This window comes from Streptomyces cynarae, assembly GCF_025642135.1.
Taxonomy (GTDB): Bacteria; Actinomycetota; Actinomycetes; order Streptomycetales; family Streptomycetaceae; genus Streptomyces; species Streptomyces cynarae.
The window spans coordinates 2517314-2535893 of the sequence record NZ_CP106793.1; the positions used below are offsets into that span (position 1 = coordinate 2517314).

The window sequence follows — 18580 nt, forward strand, 5'->3', positions numbered from 1 at the left end:
CGACCGGCGCTGGAGGGGCGACCGGCGCTGTGTCGGGCGGCCAGGGGCTCGGCCGGGGTGGAACCGCCCCGGCCGGGTTCCTCGAGGTGCGACGTCAGCCGAAGAAGACGCCGACCTCCTGGTACAGCTTCAGGTCGACCGTCTTCAGCTTGGCGGTGGCCTCGGAGAGGGGAACGCGGACGATGTCCGTGCCGCGCAGGGCGACCATCTTCCCGAAGTCGCCGTCGCGGACGCAGTCGATGGCGTGCAGGCCGAAGCGGGTGGCGAGCCAGCGGTCGAAGGCGCTGGGCGTGCCGCCGCGCTGGACGTGACCGAGCACGGTCGTCCGGGCCTCCTTGCCGGTGCGCCTCTCGATCTCCTTCGCCAGCCACTCGCCGACGCCGGAGAGGCGGACGTGCCCGAACGAGTCCAGGGACCCGTCCTTGAGCACCATGTCGCCGTCCTTCGGCATCGCGCCCTCGGCCACGACCACGATCGGCGCGTACGACGCCTTGAACCGGGACGTCACCCAGGCGCACACCTGGTCGACGTCGAAGCGCTGCTCGGGGATGAGGATGGCGTTGGCGCCGCCGGCCAGCCCGGAGTGCAGGGCGATCCAGCCCGCGTGACGCCCCATCACCTCCACCACCAGCACCCGCATGTGGGACTCCGCCGTGGTGTGCAGGCGGTCGATCGCCTCCGTCGCGATGTTGACGGCGGTGTCGAAGCCGAAGGTGTAGTCCGTGGCGGACAGGTCGTTGTCGATGGTCTTGGGCACGCCGACGACGTGGACGCCGTACTCGTCGGACAGGCGCGCCGCGACCCCGAGGGTGTCCTCACCGCCGATCGCGACGAGCGCGTCGACCTCCTCCTTGGCGAGGTTGTCCTTGATGCGGCGGATGCCGTTCTCCTGCTTGAGGGGATTGGTGCGCGAGGAGCCGAGGATGGTGCCGCCGCGGGGCAGGATGCCGCGCACGGCGGGGATGTCGAGCCGGACGGTGTCGCCTTCGAGGGGACCCCGCCAGCCGTCCCGGAAGCCGACGAAGTCGTAGCCGTACTCCTGCACGCCCTTGCGCACGACGCCCCGGATGACGGCGTTGAGCCCGGGGCAGTCGCCGCCTCCGGTCAGTACTCCGACCCGCATGGAAATGTCCCTTCGCCGCGGTTGCCTGATGCAGGTCACGCTAATAGTGACCCAGGTCACTTCGGCATGGGCGGGAAGGTCAATTCCGGTGAATTGTCCGGCAGTTGATCACCGTCAATCCACTCGAAAGCGGGATATCCTTCCGGAGATTGACGTGGTCGGGGTCCCTTTGCGGCCCGGCCGGGGCCTACTCGCCGTCGAGTCCGCGCTCGATCGCGTACCGGACCAACTCCACCCGGTTGTGCAGCTGGAGCTTGCCCAGGGTGTTCTGGACGTGGTTCTGCACGGTGCGGTGCGAGATCACCAGGCGTTCGGCGATCTGCTTGTAGCTCAGGCCCTTGGCGACCAGGCGCAGCACCTCGGTCTCACGGTCGGTCAGCCGCGGCGCCTTCGGCTCGTCGGCGCCGGCGGCGGGGGCCGGTTCGGAGGCGAGGCGGCGGTACTCGCCGAGGACGAGCCCCGCCAGGCCGGGGGTGAACACCGGGTCGCCGACCGCCGTGCGGCGCACCGCGTCGATCAGCTCCTGAGTGGACGCCGACTTCAGCAGGTAGCCGGTCGCACCCGACTTCACGGCCTCCAGCACGTCCGCGTGCTCGCCGCTGGCCGAGAGCACCAGCACGCGCAGCGCCGGGTTGGCGCCGACGAGTTCCTTGCAGACCTGGACGCCGGGCTTGGCCGGCAGGTTGAGGTCCAGGACGAGCACGTCCGGCGAGGCGGCTCGGGCCCGGCGCACGGCCTGCTCACCGTCCCCCGCGGTGGCGACGACCTCGAACCCGGACTCGGCGAGGTCACGCGCGACGGCGTCCCGCCACATGGGGTGATCGTCGACCACCATGACCCTGACCGGGCCCTGCCCCCGCTCGTCCGTCGTCGTGCTGCTCTCCGTCACCGCTGCTCCGCCTTCCCCCGTGCCGCCTTCAGGTCCTGCCCGTCCCCCACGGCCTTCGGTAGCTTCAGTTCCACTTCCGTGCCCTGCCCCGGGACCGAGATCCACTCGGCCGTGCCGCCGATGTCGCGCAGACGGCCGCGGATCGACTGCGCGACTCCGAGGCGTCCCTCCTCCTCGGCGCGGACGAGGCGTCCCTCCGGGATGCCGGGCCCGTCATCCCGTACGGTCACCACGATCCCCTCCGGCTCGTCCTCGACCAGGATCCAGGCGCGGGCGCCCTCCCCCGCGTGCCGGTGGACATTGTCCAGGGCGGCACCGACAGCGGCGGCCAGTTCCCGTGCCACGGCCGGGGCGAGCGGCACCGGGCAGCCCGGTTCGGACAGCGTCACCCGGGCGCCCGCATACCGGGCGAGCAGGGTGCGCAGGTCGACCGGGCCTTCCTCGGCGTCCGGCTCGTCGACCGCGCGGACGACCGCGCCGAGCGCCGCGTCCTCCGACACCCGCGACGGCGGCACCAGGCCCCCGGAGACCAGGGTGCGCAGCGCCACCTCCTGCTCCCCGGCCAGCCGGCCCAGCTCCGCGGCCTCACCGCCGAGCGCGGTGCCGCGCCGCTGCACCATGGCGAGCACCTGGAGCACGCCGTCATGGATGTCCCGGGCCAGCCGCTCCCGCTCCCGGGTCGCGGCCTCGATCTCCAGCGCGCGGGCGAGGGTGCGCTCCGAGGCGCGGGCGACCTCGACGACGTAGCCGATCGCGATGGAGGCGACCCAGACGAGGACCACGTTGTGCACGGTGTCCCGGGCCGGGGAGCCGCGCTCGATCAGGTTCGCCGCGGCGACCGGTGTGGAGGCGAAGGCCGCCCAGCGCCAGCCGCCCTTGAGGGCGTACGCCAGGACCGACCCGGCGGTCCATATCGACGGCAGGGTCGGGCCGCCCGAGGCGACCCGCTCGTGCGAGTCGGCGACGGGCGTGAGGAGGATGCCGGTGAGCGCGATGGTGAGGTCGACGGCCAGGAACCACCTGGTGCAGCTCGCCGCGTTCGCAACCCGGGGGAGCGTGGCCAGGGTCCACACGCTCAGCACGAGGTAGTAGGCGATCGCCAGCCAGGGCCGGGTGAACGTGTCGTAGGCGGTCGCGAAGAACCCGATCGCGTACAGCATCGTCAGGACCCGGTACCCGGCCAGGGCACGCCACAGCGGCTGCTCGACGGACATCCTGATGACACGCTCGCGCTTGGCCATGTCCCCCCTCTTTTCCGGCCCTTCCCCGCCGCCCCAGCCGTGCGGGCCGTGTCCTAAGAGCCCGCCGGTCCCTTCCCCGCGTCCTTCTGCGCTTCCTTCTGCGCCTGCTTCTCCGCCTTGGCCGCCTCCGCGATCTGCCGCTTGGCGGCGGTCGCGTAGATGTCGACGTACTCCTGGCCGGAGAGCTTCATGATCTCGTACATCACCTCGTCGGTGATCGCGCGCAGCACGAACCGGTCGTGCTCCATGCCCTGGTAGCGGCTGAAGTCCAGCGGCCTGCCGATCCGGATCCCCGGCCGCATCAGCTTGGGGATGACCTTCCCCGGCGGCTGGATCTTCTCGGTGTCGATCATGGCGACCGGGATGACGGGCGCCCCGGTCGCGAGCGCCACGCGCGCGAGACCGCCGGGCTTGCCGCGGTAGAGGCGGCCGTCGGGCGAGCGGGTGCCCTCCGGGTAGATGCCGAACAGCTCGCCGCGCTCCAGCACCTCGATGCCGCTCTTGATGGCGGCCTCGCCCGCGCCGCGCGCTCCGGAGCGGTCGACGGGAAGCTGGCCGACGCCTTTGAAGAAGGCGGCGGTCAGCCGGCCCTTCACACCGGGCGTGGTGAAGTACTCGGCCTTCGCGATGAAGGTCACCTTGCGGTCGAGCACCGCGGGCAGGAAGAACGAGTCCGAGAAGGACAGGTGATTGCTCGCCAGGATCGCGGGGCCCTCGGCGGGAACGTTCTCCAGGCCTTCCACCCACGGCCTGAAGGCGAGCTTCAGCGGCCCCCCGATGGATACCTTCATCGCGCCGTACAACAACCGAGTGCCTCCTGTGTCTGTAGATCAGACCTTAACGCGGCCCGCCGACAAAGGATCCGACGACCCTGGTCGGTGTCAGTGCCGTCGCGTACGGTGAAGTACCTGCAATCGACGTGCCCAGCCCCTTTTCATGAACAGGAGACCGACGTGCCGGTCCTCCCCGGAGCCGAGCCGTACCGCCACGAGGGCGGGGAGATCGGCGTCCTCCTCTGCCACGGCTTCACCGGTTCCCCGCAGTCGCTGCGCCCCTGGGCGGAGCATCTGGCCGAGCGCGGCCTCACCGTCTCGCTGCCGCTGCTGCCCGGGCACGGCACACGCTGGGAGGACATGCAGCTCACCGGCTGGCAGGACTGGTACGGGGAGGTGGACCGCGAGCTGCGCGCCCTGCGCCGGAGCTGCGCGCAGGTGTTCGTGGCCGGTCTGTCCATGGGGGGCGCCCTGGCCCTCCGGCTGGCCGCCAAGCACGGGGACGCGGTCAGCGGCGTCATCGTGGTCAACCCGGCGAACAAGGTGCACGGCCTGTCCGCGTACGCCCTCCCGGTCGCCCGCCACCTCGTCCGTTCGACGAACGGGATCGCCAGCGACATCGCCAAGGAAGGCAGCGTGGAGCTGGGGTACGACCGGGTGCCGCTGCACGCGGCGCACTCGTTGCGGAACTTCTTCCGGGTCGTCGACGGCGAGCTGCCGCAGATCACCCAGCCGCTGCTGCTCCTGCACAGCCCGCAGGACCACGTGGTGCCGCCGGCCGACTCGGCCCGGATCCTGAGCCGGGTCTCCTCCACGGACGTGCGGGAGATCCTGCTGGAACAGAGCTACCACGTGGCGACGTTGGACCACGACGCGGACCGGATCTTCGAGGAGAGCCACGCGTTCATCGGCCGGCTCGCGCCCAGTGTCGGCAAGGAAGGGACGGCCGCAGGTGGCTGAGCACGACTCCGACCGCGAGGACCGCGAGCCGGACGAGAAGGGTGTGCCCTTCGACGAGGAGGCCGCGTGGGCGGCGATCGTCGCGGGGTACGGCGAGGAGCCGCAGGACCCGCCGGGTTCGAAGCCGTTCAAGCCGATCGAGGACCTGGCGCTGCCCGACTGGGAGCCGAACAGCGTCACGTTCAAGGACGACGAGACGAAGGACGGACCGGTGAAGCCGCTGGGCAGCTCGGTGTCCTTCGCCCCCGGGGTGGGCCCCCGGGACTACGCGCCGCCGGAGCCGTCCGAGGACGACTTCGACGAGGACGACGAGGGCCACTTCGTGCCGCCGGAGCCGCCGCCGCTGCCCGCGGCGGACACGACGGCCAAGTTCGCGTGGCTCTCGGTGATCGGCGGCCCGGTGCTGCTTCTGCTGGCGGTCGTGCTGGGCTGGAGCATGACCTGGTGGCTCGCCACGCTCGGCGTCGGCGGCTTCCTGGGCGGCTTCACGACCCTGGTCGTACGCATGAGGACGGACGACGACGGGGACGACGAACCGGGTCGCGGCGCGGTGGTCTGACGCGCTGGTCCGGCGCGGTGGTCGGGTCCCCTACGAGGCGGGGACCCTGAGGGCGGCGAGCACCGGAAGGTGGTCCGTGGCCGCGGTGAGGTCCCGCTCCGTCACGCCGGGGTGGCCGAGGGGGACCCCGCAGCCGAGGACCTCGATGCCGCCGGTGGCGAAGACGGCGTCTATACGGCGCGGGGGGCCGGAGCGGGTCCAGGTGTGCTCGCCGCCCCAGGGGGCGGTGGCCCAGGCGTCCTGAAGGTCGGCGGCGAGACGCTTGAAGGTGGGCCCGTCCGGGGTCTCGTTGAGATCGCCGCCCGCGATCGCGTGCTCGACGCCCATCGCGGCGAGGCGGTCGAGGAGCATGCCGCCCTGTTCGTGGCGCTCGTCGTCCTGAAGGCTCAGATGGCAGCCGATGACGCCGAGCCGGGCGCCGCCGAACCGCACGACCGCCGTCGCGAAGCCGCGGCGGTGCAGGCCGGGGGTGAGGGGCAGCAGGACGTCCTCGGTGCGCTCGACGGTGGCCCGCAGCGAGCAGAGCAGGGCCGGTCCGGCGGCGGTGGCACCGCCCGAGAGGATCACGAGGCCGGAGGCCGCCGCGAGTCGGGCGAGCTTCTTACGCCACCGGAAGAAACGGGGGGCCTCCTGGACGAGCACGAGGTCTGGGGCGCAGGCGCGGATGACGCGCGCGAGCGCGTCGGTGTCGTCGCGCATCGACCGGATGTTGTAGCTGAGCACCCGGAGGACGGCGGATCCGTCGGCTTCGGTTCGGGAGTCGGGCAGCAGCGGGTCGGAGGTCGCCATGCGGATCAAGATACGCCGCGCCCGGCTGCGGCTCGAAGGGGTTGCTCGCCCCCGCCGCCCCTACCCGTCCCGGCGGCTATGAGAGTGCCGTCGGCCCGCACACCGACACCGGGAAACCGCCGACTCCCACCGGAACGGCTGCGCCCGCCGGGCCCCTGGGGGCGCGGCGGGCGCTGTTGTGCGTGGAACGGGAGTTACATGATCGGGTCCGGTTCGCGGGCCAGGTCCGCCGCGCCCACCAGGCCCGCCTTGTTGCCCAGCTGGGCCGCGATCACGTCGGCGACCGGGCGCCAGTTGCCGCCCACCAGCCAGCGCTTGTAGGACTTGCGGATCGGCTCCAGGACCAGTTCGCCCTCGTCGGAGAGGCCGCCGCCGACGATGAACGCCGAGGGGTCGAAGAGCGAGGCCAGGTCGGCGAGGCCCGCGCCGGCCCAGCGGGCGAGTTCGCGGTAGGAGTCCACCGCCACCGGGTCGCCCTGGCGCGCGGCCATCGAGATGTGCTTGCCCTCGATGCCGTCCGGGGTGCCGTCGCCCAGCGACAGCAGCACCTCCGCGTTCTCGGGCGTCGCGTTCGCGCGCTGCTTGGCGTAACGGACCAGCGCGCGGCCCGACGCGTACTGCTCCCAGCAGCCCTGCGAGCCGCAGCCGCACAGCAGCCCGTCCGGGACCATCCGGATGTGGCCGAACTCGGCGGCCACGCCGAAGTGCCCGCGGCGCAGCTTGTTGCCGATGATGATGCCGCCGCCGAGGCCGGTGCCGAGCGTGATGCAGATGACGTTGCGGTGGCCCTTGCCCGCGCCGAACTTGTACTCGCCCCACGCGGCCGCGTTCGCGTCGTTCTCGACGACCACCGGGAGGCCCACGCGGGCCTCGACCTTCTCCTTCAGCGGCTCCTGGCGCCAGTCGATGTTCGGCGCGAAGTAGACCGTCGAGCGCTGACGGTTGACGTATCCGGCAGCACCGATCCCCACGCCGACGATCTCGTGTCCGGCACGGGCGCCCTCGACGGCAGCGGCAATGGCGTCCACGATGGCCTCGGGCGTGCCCGGAGTCGGCACCTTGTGGGTCGAGAGGATGTTGCCTTCCTCGTCGACCACACCGGCCGCGATCTTCGTGCCGCCGATGTCGACGCCGATGGTGAGTCCCATGAATCCCTCAGTTTCGGTCGAGCCCCGCTACGGCCCACCGTACCCGAGGGGCCGTAAGGGTGTCGGACAGCTCCCTCCACCCCCCGAAACCCGGGCCTCTGCAGCCTCTGCGGCCTCTGACGGCTCTCCCTGCCGGCCTAGTCGAGGTCGATGTGCTCGCCGGGGCCTTCGTCCCCGTCCTGTCGGCGTGGGTCCATGTCGCCGGACGTGCGGTTGGTCCAGCGCTGCTCCTGGGCCTCGACCGCGGAGCGGTAGGCCGCGAGCAGCTCCGAGCCGGCCGCAGCGAGGTGGTCGAAGACGTCCGGGTTGCGCTCGATGACCGGCTCCACCGCTGCCTTGGCCTGCTGCACGACCTGGCGGACCATCTGCTGGGCCGTGCCCGATGCCGCCGCGCCGAGCAGCGGCGCCTGCAGCCCGGACAGCTTGTCCGCGACGGCGTCGACGAGTTTCTTCAGCTCCTCGGCTGCCGAGCCGGACGGCGAGCCGTACCGGGCCCGGCGGCGGGCCTTCTCCGCGGCGAGGTCCTCGGCGCATGCTGTCGCCCAGGCGTCGGCGTCGGTCACCCGCACTTCCTCGGCCTCCTCCTGAGCGGCGTCGGAGGAGGGGCGCTCTTCGCTCATGGCGGACTCCTGACTGCGGTTCGTACTCCCGACGTTACCCGAACGGGGGTACGTGCTTCATCAGATGAGTCCGGGGGCGCGCACCGCCCCTACGAGGTGCGCGGCCACAGCTCCGGGTCCGGTGCGAAACGGATGCGCAGCTCGCCCTCGCGCAGCGCCGCCCCGGCCACGGTGCAGCGGCGCAGCGCCGACGGAAGGGGAACGATGCGGCGGAACGGCCCCGCGGTCACCACGATCTCGTCGCCGCGCCGGACGAGGTCCAGTTCCTCGCGTATCGCACCGGGCAGCGGGATGTGCCACACGAGCACTCCGTCCTCGGCGAGCCGGTCCGCCACGGGCCACTCGGCCGGGGAGGGCGCCGCGTTGACGTCCGGGACCGCGAGCGCGGCGAGGTCGTCGGCGCCGCGCGGGTCGTGGCCGAGGTGCGGGACGCCGTGCACGGCGTACGCGCCCTGCCACTCCTGAAGGGTCTTGCGCTGCTGGGCGGCGAACTGCGCGAGCCAGGCGTCGTGGCCGCTGTCGGGCAGGACGCGGTTCGCGACCAGGGTCTCGGGGCGCAGGGTGCGCAGGGCGAGGCCGGTGACGGCGGTACGGACCGCGTCGGCGGCGGCAGGGCCCGGTTCTGCGACCAGCCACACGCTGGTGGCGCGGTCGGCGAGGACGGCCTCGACGGCGGCCAGTTCCACGTCCCAGCGGGCGCTGGTCTCGTACAGCCACTCGGAGGGCATCGGCACGCCCGCGAGCCGACCGAGGACGGGGCGCAGGGCGCGCGCGGCCTGCCGCTCCGGCGGGAGCAGCCGGCGCAGGTAGCGGCGGAGTTCCTCGGGCAGGGCGAGGAGGACGAGCGCCTGCGGAACGGGGGGCAGGTCGACGACGAGGAGGTCGTGGGACTCGGAGAGCGCGGTGTCGCGCACGGCGCGCAGCAGGGCGAGTTCCTCGGCGCCGGGCAGGGGGGTGACCTCCTCCGCGTCCAGCGGGGCGGCGCCGAGGAGGTCGAGGGCGGTGGCCGCGCGGTCCTGGAAGGCCACGAGGCCGTCGCGGAAGCGGGCGGCGGCGTCCGGCCGCCAGGCGGTGAGGCCGGGTGCGGCCTCCACGGGGCGGGCGCCGGTGGGGACGCCGAGTACGGCACCGAGGGTGTCGGTGCGGTCGGCGCTGAGCACGAGCGTGCGGCTGCCCCGGCGGGCGGCGTTCAGCGCGGTGGCCGCGGCGACGGTGGTCCGGCCGGAGCCGCCGGGGCCGGTGATCAGGATGGTGCGCATGACCGTGAACGGTAACGGAGAGGTACTGCCGCGACGCGACAGCACCCGCGCGTGCCGTGGCCGTCACCTGTACCCCGGCCGGACGTCACCTCTCCCGCACTCGAAGGAGGTTACTTCTCCCCCGACTCCACCCGCTTCTTCAGCCCGGCCAGCGCGCGGTCGGTGATGACCTTCTCCGCCTTGCGCTTGATCATGCCGAGCATCGGGATCTTGACGTCGACGGTCAGCCGGTAGGTCACCTCGGTGGCGCCGGCACCGGCCGGCTTGAGCAGGTACGAGCCGTCCAGGGAGCGCAGCATCTGCGACTTGACGAGGGTCCAGGAGACCTCGCTGTCGCCCGTCCAGGTGTACGCGAGCGTCTGGTCGTCCTTGATGGCACCCGCGTCCATGACGAGGCGCACCTGCTCGGCGCGGCCCTGGTCGTCGGTGGAGAGGACCTCCGCCTCCTTCACCTCGCCCGTCCAGTCCGGGTAGCGCGCGAAGTCGGCGATCACCCGCATGACGTCGGCCGGAGCCGCCTCGATCGTGATGCTCGAGCTGGTGTGTTCCGCCATCGCCGTGGCTCCTCCAGATGCGGTCCGGTGAGGGAGGTGGTGCGCCGTGCGCACGTGTGTGCAGCGTGAAGGCTACCGCGCAGGCGCGGCGCCGGTACCACCCCACCTGGGCTTGGGCCGCAGGGACCGTCTCGGAGCCCGGGCGCCGACCCGCGGACCGCTCACCACTCCAGTACCCAGGGCTTCCCGCTCCCCGCGAAGTGCCCCACGTTCACGCACTCCGTCGCCCCGATCCGCATCCGGCGCACCAGCGGCTGGTGGACGTGGCCGAACAGGGAGTACCGCGGCCGGGTGCGGCGGATGGCGTCGAGCAGGGCCCGGCTGCCGCGCTCGAAGCGGCGCGCCACCGTGTCGTAGACCAGTTCCGGGACCTCCGGCGGGATGTGGGTGCACAGCACGTCCACCTCCCCCACGGCCTCGATCTTGGCCGCGTACTCCTCGTCGCTGATCTCGTACGGGGTCCGCATGGGGGTGCGCAGGCCGCCGCCGACGAAGCCGAAGGTCCAGCCGCCGATCTCCGCCCGCTCGCCGTCCAGCACCCGGGTGCCCTCACCTGCGCACTCGGGCCACAGGGGCGGCATGTCGACATTGCCGTAGGTGGCGTACGTCGGGGTGGGGAACGCGGCGAACAGCTCGGCGTACTGCCGACGCACCGCCTTCTCGATCGCGGCGGCCCGGTCCATGCCCACCCCGGCCCACAGCTCGGCTCCGAACGCGCGCGCCTCCTCGTAGCGGCGGGCGGTGCGCAGTTCCACCAGCCGGTCGGCGTTCTCGGTGCCGAACAGGTCGGCGAATATCCCGCGCGAGTGGTCGGCGTAGTCGAGGAAGAGGATCAGGTCACCCAGACAGATCAGGGCGTCCGCCCCCTCGCCCGCTTCGGCCAGGTCGCGCACATTGCCGTGCACGTCGCTGACCACGTGGACACGCGTCCTGGTGTTACCGCCCGATGTGGGTGCCATGACGATCAAGCGTAAGGCTGTGGGGCAAACGTGAACAGTAGCGGCGGGACCTGCGGTTACTGGCCGGTAAGTCAAGGGGTGGACTACTGTGCGCCGAGGAACGCCAACACGTGTGACGCACGGAACATCTCGTCGGGACCCCCTGTCGGAGAAGCCATACCGGCGGGTAACGTCCGGGCAGTCCAGTCGTGCTCAGGGTTTCAACCAGTGAATCCCGGAGGAATCCCGAGCACCTGACCGAGCCTTGGACCGCACCGTCGCAGCACACAGAGTCGTGGCGTCGGCGCCCTGTGAGGAGCAGCAGTCTTGCGCGAGTTCAGCCTTCCGGCTTTGTACGAGGTCCCTGCGGACGGAAACCTGACCGACATCGTTCGCAGAAACGCCGCGCAGCATCCGGACGTCGCCGTCATCGCCCGCAAGGTCGCGGGCGCCTGGCAGGACGTCACCGCCGCCGCCTTCCTCGCCGAGGTGCAGGCCGCGGCGAAGGGCCTGATCGCCTCCGGAGTGCAGCCGGGCGACCGGGTGGGTCTGATGTCGCGGACCCGCTACGAGTGGACGCTGCTGGACTTCGCGATCTGGAGCGCGGGCGGGGTCACCGTGCCGGTGTACGAGACCAGCTCGCCCGAGCAGGTGCAGTGGATCCTCAGCGACTCGGGCGCGACCGCCTGCATCGTGGAGCAGGACGCGCACGCCGCGACCGTCGAGACGGTGCGCGAGAAGCTGCCCGCGCTCAAGCACGTGTGGCAGATCGAGGCCGGGGCCGTGGAGGAGCTGGGCCGCGTCGGCCGGGACGTCAGTGACACGGCGGTCGAGGAGCGCAGCTCCCTCGCCAAGGCCGACGATCCGGCGACGATCGTCTACACCAGCGGCACCACCGGGCGCCCCAAGGGCTGTGTGCTGACCCACCGCAACTTCTTCGCCGAGTGCGGGAACGTCGTGGAGCGGCTGCGCCCCCTGTTCCGTACCGGCGAGTGCTCGGTCCTGCTCTTCCTGCCGCTCGCGCACGTCTTCGGACGTCTGGTGCAGATCGCGCCGATGATGGCGCCGATCAAGCTGGGCTGTGTCCCGGACATCAAGAACCTCACCGACGAACTGGCCGCGTTCCGGCCGACGTTGGTCCTCGGCGTGCCGCGCGTGTTCGAGAAGGTGTACAACTCGGCGCGCGCCAAGGCCCAGGCGGACGGCAAGGGGAAGGTCTTCGACAAGGCGGCGGACACGGCGATCGCCTACAGCAAGGCGCTGGACTCGCCGTCCGGTCCGTCCCTCGGCCTGAAGATCAAGCACAAGGCGTTCGACAAGCTCGTCTACAGCAAGCTGCGCGCGGTGCTGGGCGGCCGCGGCGAGTACGCCATCTCCGGGGGCGCCCCGCTGGGTGAGCGCCTGGGCCACTTCTTCCGCGGCATCGGCTTCACGGTCCTGGAGGGCTACGGCCTGACCGAGTCGTGCGCGGCGACGGCGTTCAACCCGTGGGACCGGCAGAAGATCGGTACGGTCGGCCAGCCGCTGCCGGGTTCCGTGATCCGCATCGCGGACGACGGCGAGGTGCTGCTGCACGGCGAGCACCTCTTCAAGGGCTACTGGAACAACGAGGCAGCGACCGCCGAGGCGCTGGCCGACGGCTGGTTCCACACCGGCGACATCGGCACCCTCGACGAGGACGGCTACCTCAGGATCACCGGCCGCAAGAAGGAGCTCATCGTCACCGCGGGCGGCAAGAACGTGGCCCCTGCGGTGATCGAGGACCGCATCCGGGCGCACGCCCTGGTCGCGGAGTGCATGGTGGTGGGCGACGGGCGGCCGTTCGTGGGGGCGCTCGTCACGATCGACGAGGAGTTCCTGGGCCGCTGGGCGGCCGAGCACGGCAAGCCGGCGGGTTCCACCGCGGCGTCGCTGTGCGACGACCCGGATCTGCTCGCCGCGATCCAGGACGCGATCGACGACGGCAACGCCGCGGTGTCGAAGGCGGAATCGGTGCGGAAGTTCCGCATTCTGCCCTCCCAGTTCACCGAGGAGTCGGGCCACCTCACGCCGTCCCTGAAGCTCAAGCGGAACGTGGTGGCGAAGGACTACGCGGAAGAGATCGAGGCCCTCTACCGGAAGTAGTCGGCCCCCTCTCACGGCTTACGTCATGGCGCGGTGTCCTCGGAAAGGACCCGCGCCATGGTGCGTTCCGCGAGCGCGGTGATGGTGAGGAACGGGTTGACGCCGAGGTTGCCCGGCACCAGGGAGCCGTCGGTGACGTACAGCCTCGAGTAGCCCTTCACCCGGCCGTGGTCGTCGGTCGCCCTGCCCAGCACGCAGCCGCCGAGCGGGTGGTACGTGAAGTCGTCGGCGAAGACCTTGCTGCCGGCGCCGAAGAGGTCGTACCGGTAGATGGTCGAGTTGGCGGTGTTGATCCGGTCGAAGAGCTTCTTGGCCATGCTCACGGAGACGGCGCTCTGGGCGGCGCTCCAGCCGAGTTTCACGCCGTCGGTCGAGGGGTCGTACGTGAACGAGGCCCGCTGAGGGTTCTTGGTGATCGCCAGATAGAGGCTGACCCAGTGCTCGAGCCCCGTCGGCAGCGGGGCGATCTCGGCGAAGACGGGATTGTCGGCGTTGGCCCAGTCGTCGATGCCCATCACGGGGATGGTGGACTCGTCGGCACCCACCGTGTCCCAGACGTGGTTGGCACGGGCGAGCATCACGTTGCCGTTGGTGCCCCAGCCGGTGCCGACGCTCGCGTCGAGCGCGGGCAGGGTGCCCTTCTCCCGCGCGCGGAGAAGAAGTTCGGTGGTACCGATACTGCCCGCCGCGAGGAAGAGGTACGTGCACCCGTACTGCTTGGTCTCGACGACCGCGCCGGTCACGTCGATCCGGTCGGCGGTCAGTACGTAGGTGCCGTCGGCGGCTCTTCGGATCTCCCTGACCCGCTCCAGCGTGTTGATGGTCACGTTGCCGGTGCCGAGCGCGGAGGCGAGGTAGGTCTTGTCGAGGCTGCGCTTGCCGTGGTTGTTGCCGTAGATGACCTCGCCGGCGAGAGCGGACCTGGTGGCGGTGCCGTCCGCCTCGCGCCGCATGTAGGCGAAGTCGTAGACGTTGGGCACGAATGTGGTCTTCAGGCCCGTGTTCGCGGCGGCCTTCCGGGAGGTGCGGGCGAACCGGTACCACTCGGTCGACTCGAACCAGGCGCGGTCGATCGTGTTGACGCCGAGCATGGACCGGGCGCGCGGGAAGTAGGTGCCGTACATCTCGGTGGCGTCGACAGTGGGGAACTGCTCGCTGAAGTACGACTGGACGGGTGTGACCGCCATGCCGCCGTTGACGAGGGAGCCGCCGCCGACGCCGCGGCCCACGTACACGGACATGGCGTCGAAGTGCACGCGGTCGAGGACGCCGGGGTAAGGGCTGATGTCCCGGTTGACGACGTCCAGCCAGAGGAAGGTGGCGAGCGGGGCCTCGGTGCGGTTGCGGAACCACATGGATCTGCCGTCCGGGGCGCTGGTGGAGCAGAACACCGTGCCGTCGGGGCCGGGGTTGTTCCACAGGCGGCCCATCTCCAGGACGAGGGTGCGGATGCCGGCCTGGCCGAGGCGGAGGGCGGCTACGGCGCCGCCGTAGCCGGAGCCGATGACTATCGCCGGGGCGCTGTCGACTGCGTCGGGCTCTGCAGCTTGGGCCGAGTGCAGGTTGATGCGGGTGAACCCCAGTGCGGCTGCCGTTTGCAGGGCTGCGACACCCAAGATCTGACGGCGTGTCAGGTTTGTTGTCATGGGCGCAGCATCGGCGGAATTTTGGGTTCCGGCTAGGGTCCGGGCGCCTTCTGGGATGCCTCGTCCTGCCGTCGGGCGGGTGCGGGTTGTTCGTGGTTCCTCGCGCCCACGCGGCGGAGCGCATATCGATGCAACCCCGCGCCCCTAGCGGGCGCGACCACCCTCAGAGAAGTTGCCGGAGCCTCTCCGCCAGCAAGTCCCAGCGCCACTTCTCCTCGATCCACCGCCTGCCCCGCTCGCCCATCCTGCGCCGCAACTCCGGGTCTTTCAGGAGGGTGATGACGCGGTCCGCCGTCTCCTCCTCCGAGCCGCCGCGCACCACCCATCCCGTCTCGCCGTCCAGGACCGCGTCCGGGGCGCCGCCCGAGTCGCCGGCCACCACCGGGAGGCCCGTCGCGGAGGCCTCCAGGTAGACGATGCCGAGGCCCTCCACGTCCAGGCCGCCCCTGCGGGTGCGGCACGGCATCGCGAAGACGTCGCCCGCCCCGTAGTGCGCGGGCAGCTGGGACCAGGGCACGGCGCCGGTGAAGTGGACCGCGTCGGCGACCCCGGTCTCCTGGGCGAGCCTGCGCAGGTCCCTCTCGTAGGGCCCGCCCCCGACGATCAGCAGGACCGTCTCCGGCTCCTCGGCGAGGATGCGCGGCAGCGCCCGGATGAGGGTGTCCTGGCCCTTGCGCGCGACCAGGCGGGAGACGCAGACCACCACCGGGCGGTCCGTCAGCCCCAGGCGGGCGCGGACCTCGTCGCCGCCCGAGCCGGGGTGGAAGGTCTTCTCGTCGACGCCCGGCGGCAGCTGCACCATCCGGTCGGCCGCCTGAGGGGTGAGCGCCGTGGCGATGCGTGAGCGGGTGTACTCGCCGAGGTAGGTGATCGTGTCCGTGGACTCGCCGATACGCCGCAACAGGGTGCGTGCGGCGGGCAGTTGGGCCCAACCCGCCTCGTGGCCGTGCGTGGTGGCGACGAGCCGCCGCGCGCCGCCCGCCGCAGCGCCGGGGCCATCAGGCCGAGCGGTGCCGCCGCCCCGAACCACACCGAGGTGCAGCCGTGCTCCCTCAGCAGCCCCACGGCCCGCCGGGTCGCGGCCGGTGTCGGCAGCAGCATCGTCGTCCGGTCCCGTACGACGGTGAAGGGCTGTTCGGCGTCGAAGGCGGCAGTCGCCTCGGCGCCCTCGCGGCCGCGCTTCCAGGTGGAGGCGTAGACGACCAGCCGGTCGGGGTCCAGACGGAGCGCCATGTTGTGCAGGAACGCCTGGATGCCGCCGGGGCGCGGCGGAAAGTCGTTGGTCACGATGAGGGTCTTGTGCATCGTCGTCGACAGTACCGAACCGGTTGTGCGACCGTACTCACAGCGCCGTACGGCCGCGTTTGCCGCCCCCCGCCCGGCTCGACGCGAGATCATGGCCCGTCGGTGACAGCGATACCGGACGCGTGAGGACAGGGACTGAAGGTGTACATGGCGGGCGCACGGCGCATTCCGGTCTGGCTGCTGCTCGCCACCTGGCTGCTGACGAGACTCGTCCTGCTGCTCTTCGTCTTCAAGGTGTGGGTCTTCCCCGGGCCGGACGTCACCAGCGACGTCTCGGTGATCTACCAGGGCTGGTACGAGACCTTGCGCACCGGCACGTTCCCCCAGGGCGACGTCACCTGGCAGTACCCGCCCGCCGCGGCGCTCGCGATCCTGTCCCCCGCGCTGCTGCCCTTCCTGCAGTACGCGCAGGCGTTCTTCGTGCTCGCCTGCGTCGCCGACCTGGCGGGTTTCGGCCTTCTGCTGTACGCGGGCCTGAGGCGCGGCAAGTCCCTGCGCGGCGCCTGGGTGTGGGTGGTCGGGGTTCCGCTGCTCGGCCCGACGGTGTACGCCCGCTACGACCTGATGGTGACGGCCGTGGCGGTCGCCGCGCTGCTGGCCGGGATGCGCCGCCCGCGGTTGATGGGAGCGCTCGCGGCGTTCGGCGCACTGCTGAAGGTGTGGCCGGCGCTGCTGCTGGTGGGCGCCGGCAGGCGACGGGCCTGGATCTCGGCCGCCGCGACGGCGGGCGCTCTCGCCCTGCTGTTCGCCGTGTCGATGCCCGGCGCCTTCTCCTTCCTGACCGCCCAGCGCGACCGCGGCACCGAGGTGGAGTCGCTGGGCTCGCTGGTGTTCCACGTGGCCCGGCACTACGGCTGGGAGGGCCGGGTGATGCTCAACTACGGCTCGGTGGAGTTCCTCGGCCCCTACGTCGACTGGGTAAGCGCGGCAGCCCTCTTCCTGACCGTGATCGCGTTCGGCTGGCTGCTGCTGTGGCGGGTGAGTGTGCGCCGCCTGCCGCCGCACGCGCTCGCGGACGCGGCCTTCGTGGCGGTGCTGCTGTTCACGCTCACCAGCCGGGTGATCAGCCCGCAGTACATGGTCTGGCTGGTCGGGCTCGCGGCCGTCTGCCTGTGCTTCCCCGGCAGCCGGATGCTCCTGCCCGCCGGGCTGGTCCTGGCCGCCTGCCTCGCCACGGTCCTGGAGTTCCCGGTGTACTTCGCGAACGTCGTGGCGAGCGACCGGCTGGGCGTCACCCTCCTCGCCACGCGCAACGGCCTGCTGCTGCTCGCCGCACTGACCGCGGCCAGGTCCCTGTGGCGCACCACGGTCTCCCGCCCGACCGCGACGGTTCCGCCTCAGACCGCCCGCACCCAGGAGACGCTCACGCCCTCCTGAGCGTCGCCCCTGCTCGGTGCCGGGCCGAACCGGCGGTGCCCTCAGCGGAGTTGGGACCTCAGATACGCCCGCCACTGCTGCGTGAACTTCTCCGGGGTCGTGCCGAGCACCCTTGCGAGGGCCGTCTCGACCGATCCCTCACGCTTCCCGTGGTCGCCGACGGCCCGGTAGAAGTCGTTCAGCCGGGCCTCGCCCCAACGGTCGGCGATCATCCGGCAGGCCATCCAGCCGCTTTCGTAGGCCTGCGCCAGTTTCCCCGCGTCCCCGGAGAAGGCGAAGTCGGAGTCCCGTGGCAGCGCGGACGGGGCGGTGCCGAGCCCGACGGCGCGCTCGAGTTCGGGCGCCACCTGGGCGGGGGTCCGGCCGGTGCGACGGTAGCCGACCCAGTCGGCGTACCCCTCGGAGAGCCACAGGGGTGTGGCCGCCGTGGTGTGGCGGCGGGTGGCGACATGAGTGGTCTCGTGGGTGAGGACGACCTGTTTGCCGAGGTCGCCGAGGATCGCGTAGGCGTCCGGGTTGACGGTGATCCGGTCCGCGGGCGCCGTCCCGCTCCCGCCCACCTCACCGGTGGTGACCGCGGCTATCCCCCGGTACCCGGACGCCGGTGCGCCGAGGAGCGCCGCCATGCCTTCCAGCGACTTCGGTACGAGCACCACGACCCGGCCCGGCCAGCCGGCCCCCCACGCCTCGGTGACGGCGGGCACCGCCCGGTCCGCGAGGCGCGCGTACTCCCGCAGCGTCTCCCGCGGTTGCCCGACGCCGAGGACGAGACTGTGCGCGCCGCGAACCGCCTCGACGGCGCCCTGGTCCCACAGTTGCCGGGCGGCCTTCCGCGCGGGCTCGTCGGAAGTGAGGTACCAGCGTCCGCCGGTGCGGGTCAGCCGCAGTGACCGGGCGGCGGTGACCGGCGCCTGGTCGTATCCCCTGACGCGGTAGCGCAGTTCGGCGTCGGCGGTGGCCCGGTCACCGGTCAGGTGAACGGCGGTGAGCCGGTACGACCAGTCGGCCAGCGGCACGGCGCGCAGGTTGTCGAACCCGGTGGTGCCCGCCGCGCGGGTCTGGGTGGCGAGGAACGCGGAGCGGTCGCCGTCCAGGACCGCCGTCGCCCGCCGTTCGAGCAGTTGCCGCACGGCGGCCGTCCCGTTCCCGGCGGGGGCGGCGCCGCCGCAGCCGACGAGCCCGGCCAGCAGCAGGACACAGCACGCCACGATCCCCGACGCACGCCCACGATCAGCCACCGTCCGATCGTACGCGGCGGCCGCTCGCCGCTCGCGC

At 71.8% G+C, this 18580-nt stretch carries 16 protein-coding genes and 1 pseudogene; 4 read left to right on the plus strand and 13 right to left on the minus strand.

Annotated elements, in window-relative coordinates:
• Window positions 1–94: 94 nt before the first annotated feature.
• The 4 genes from N8I84_RS11810 to N8I84_RS11825 form a co-directional block, all read right to left on the minus strand.
• On the minus strand, window positions 95–1123 hold the full coding sequence (locus N8I84_RS11810) for a 6-phosphofructokinase (protein ID WP_263229480.1): 1029 nt from the start codon (window positions 1121–1123) through the stop codon (window positions 95–97).
• Window positions 1124–1310: 187 nt separating this feature from the next.
• Window positions 1311–1958, minus strand: coding sequence for a response regulator (locus tag N8I84_RS11815; RefSeq protein WP_263234738.1), 648 nt, complete (start codon window positions 1956–1958; stop codon window positions 1311–1313).
• 50 nt (window positions 1959–2008) lie between these two features.
• Window positions 2009–3253 (minus strand): MacS family sensor histidine kinase, encoded by a 1245-nt coding sequence (macS, locus tag N8I84_RS11820; protein ID WP_263229481.1) that lies wholly within the window; start codon window positions 3251–3253, stop codon window positions 2009–2011.
• A 53-nt stretch (window positions 3254–3306) separates the two neighbouring features.
• Complete coding sequence (locus N8I84_RS11825) at window positions 3307–4044, minus strand: lysophospholipid acyltransferase family protein (protein WP_263229482.1); 738 nt, start codon at window positions 4042–4044, stop codon at window positions 3307–3309.
• 162 nt (window positions 4045–4206) lie between these two features.
• Here N8I84_RS11825 and N8I84_RS11830 point away from each other — a divergent pair, with 162 nt between their 5' ends.
• Window positions 4207–4986 (plus strand): alpha/beta hydrolase, encoded by a 780-nt coding sequence (locus N8I84_RS11830; protein WP_263229483.1) that lies wholly within the window; start codon window positions 4207–4209, stop codon window positions 4984–4986.
• Window positions 4979–5545: a hypothetical protein gene (locus tag N8I84_RS11835; RefSeq protein WP_263229484.1), complete on the plus strand. Its 567-nt coding sequence runs from the start codon at window positions 4979–4981 to the stop codon at window positions 5543–5545. Before N8I84_RS11830 ends, N8I84_RS11835 begins: the two co-directional genes overlap by 8 nt.
• Window positions 5546–5575: 30 nt before the next feature.
• On the opposite strand, the gene N8I84_RS11840 is transcribed toward N8I84_RS11835, so the two are convergent.
• The 6 genes from N8I84_RS11840 to N8I84_RS11865 all read right to left on the minus strand — a co-directional run bounded on the left by N8I84_RS11840 (window position 5576) and on the right by N8I84_RS11865 (window position 10874).
• Window positions 5576–6334 carry an endonuclease/exonuclease/phosphatase family protein gene (locus tag N8I84_RS11840; RefSeq protein WP_263229485.1) on the minus strand — a complete coding sequence of 253 codons (759 nt, stop codon included), beginning with the start codon at window positions 6332–6334 and terminating at the stop codon, window positions 5576–5578.
• Between the two features lie 194 nt (window positions 6335–6528).
• Window positions 6529–7482, minus strand: coding sequence for an ROK family glucokinase (locus N8I84_RS11845; protein WP_200416971.1), 954 nt, complete (start codon window positions 7480–7482; stop codon window positions 6529–6531).
• Window positions 7483–7619: 137 nt separating this feature from the next.
• Window positions 7620–8102 (minus strand): DUF5304 domain-containing protein, encoded by a 483-nt coding sequence (locus N8I84_RS11850; protein ID WP_263229486.1) that lies wholly within the window; start codon window positions 8100–8102, stop codon window positions 7620–7622.
• 89 nt (window positions 8103–8191) lie between these two features.
• Window positions 8192–9361, minus strand: coding sequence for an ArsA family ATPase (locus tag N8I84_RS11855; protein WP_263229487.1), 1170 nt, complete (start codon window positions 9359–9361; stop codon window positions 8192–8194).
• A 110-nt stretch (window positions 9362–9471) separates the two neighbouring features.
• Window positions 9472–9915 (minus strand): SRPBCC family protein, encoded by a 444-nt coding sequence (locus tag N8I84_RS11860; protein WP_263229488.1) that lies wholly within the window; start codon window positions 9913–9915, stop codon window positions 9472–9474.
• A 161-nt stretch (window positions 9916–10076) separates the two neighbouring features.
• Entirely contained in the window at window positions 10077–10874 is a 798-nt protein-coding gene (locus tag N8I84_RS11865; RefSeq protein WP_263229489.1) for a metallophosphoesterase family protein, read from the minus strand.
• A 306-nt stretch (window positions 10875–11180) separates the two neighbouring features.
• Here N8I84_RS11865 and N8I84_RS11870 point away from each other — a divergent pair, with 306 nt between their 5' ends.
• Window positions 11181–12977 (plus strand): AMP-dependent synthetase/ligase, encoded by a 1797-nt coding sequence (locus N8I84_RS11870; protein ID WP_263229490.1) that lies wholly within the window; start codon window positions 11181–11183, stop codon window positions 12975–12977.
• 23 nt (window positions 12978–13000) lie between these two features.
• On the opposite strand, the gene N8I84_RS11875 is transcribed toward N8I84_RS11870, so the two are convergent.
• Window positions 13001–14623 (minus strand): GMC oxidoreductase, encoded by a 1623-nt coding sequence (locus tag N8I84_RS11875; RefSeq protein WP_263229491.1) that lies wholly within the window; start codon window positions 14621–14623, stop codon window positions 13001–13003.
• A gap of 163 nt (window positions 14624–14786) precedes the next feature.
• A pseudogene (locus tag N8I84_RS11880) lies at window positions 14787–15928 on the minus strand (glycosyltransferase family 4 protein).
• A 147-nt stretch (window positions 15929–16075) separates the two neighbouring features.
• Between N8I84_RS11880 and N8I84_RS11885 the strand changes: the two are divergent.
• Window positions 16076–17305: a glycosyltransferase family 87 protein gene (locus N8I84_RS11885; RefSeq protein WP_263229492.1), complete on the plus strand. Its 1230-nt coding sequence runs from the start codon at window positions 16076–16078 to the stop codon at window positions 17303–17305.
• 41 nt (window positions 17306–17346) lie between these two features.
• Here the strand turns inward: N8I84_RS11885 and N8I84_RS11890 are convergent, their stop codons facing one another.
• Window positions 17347–18543, minus strand: a complete 1197-nt coding sequence (locus tag N8I84_RS11890; protein ID WP_263229493.1) for a hypothetical protein — start codon at window positions 18541–18543, stop codon at window positions 17347–17349.
• Between the last annotated feature and the right edge of the window lie 37 nt (window positions 18544–18580).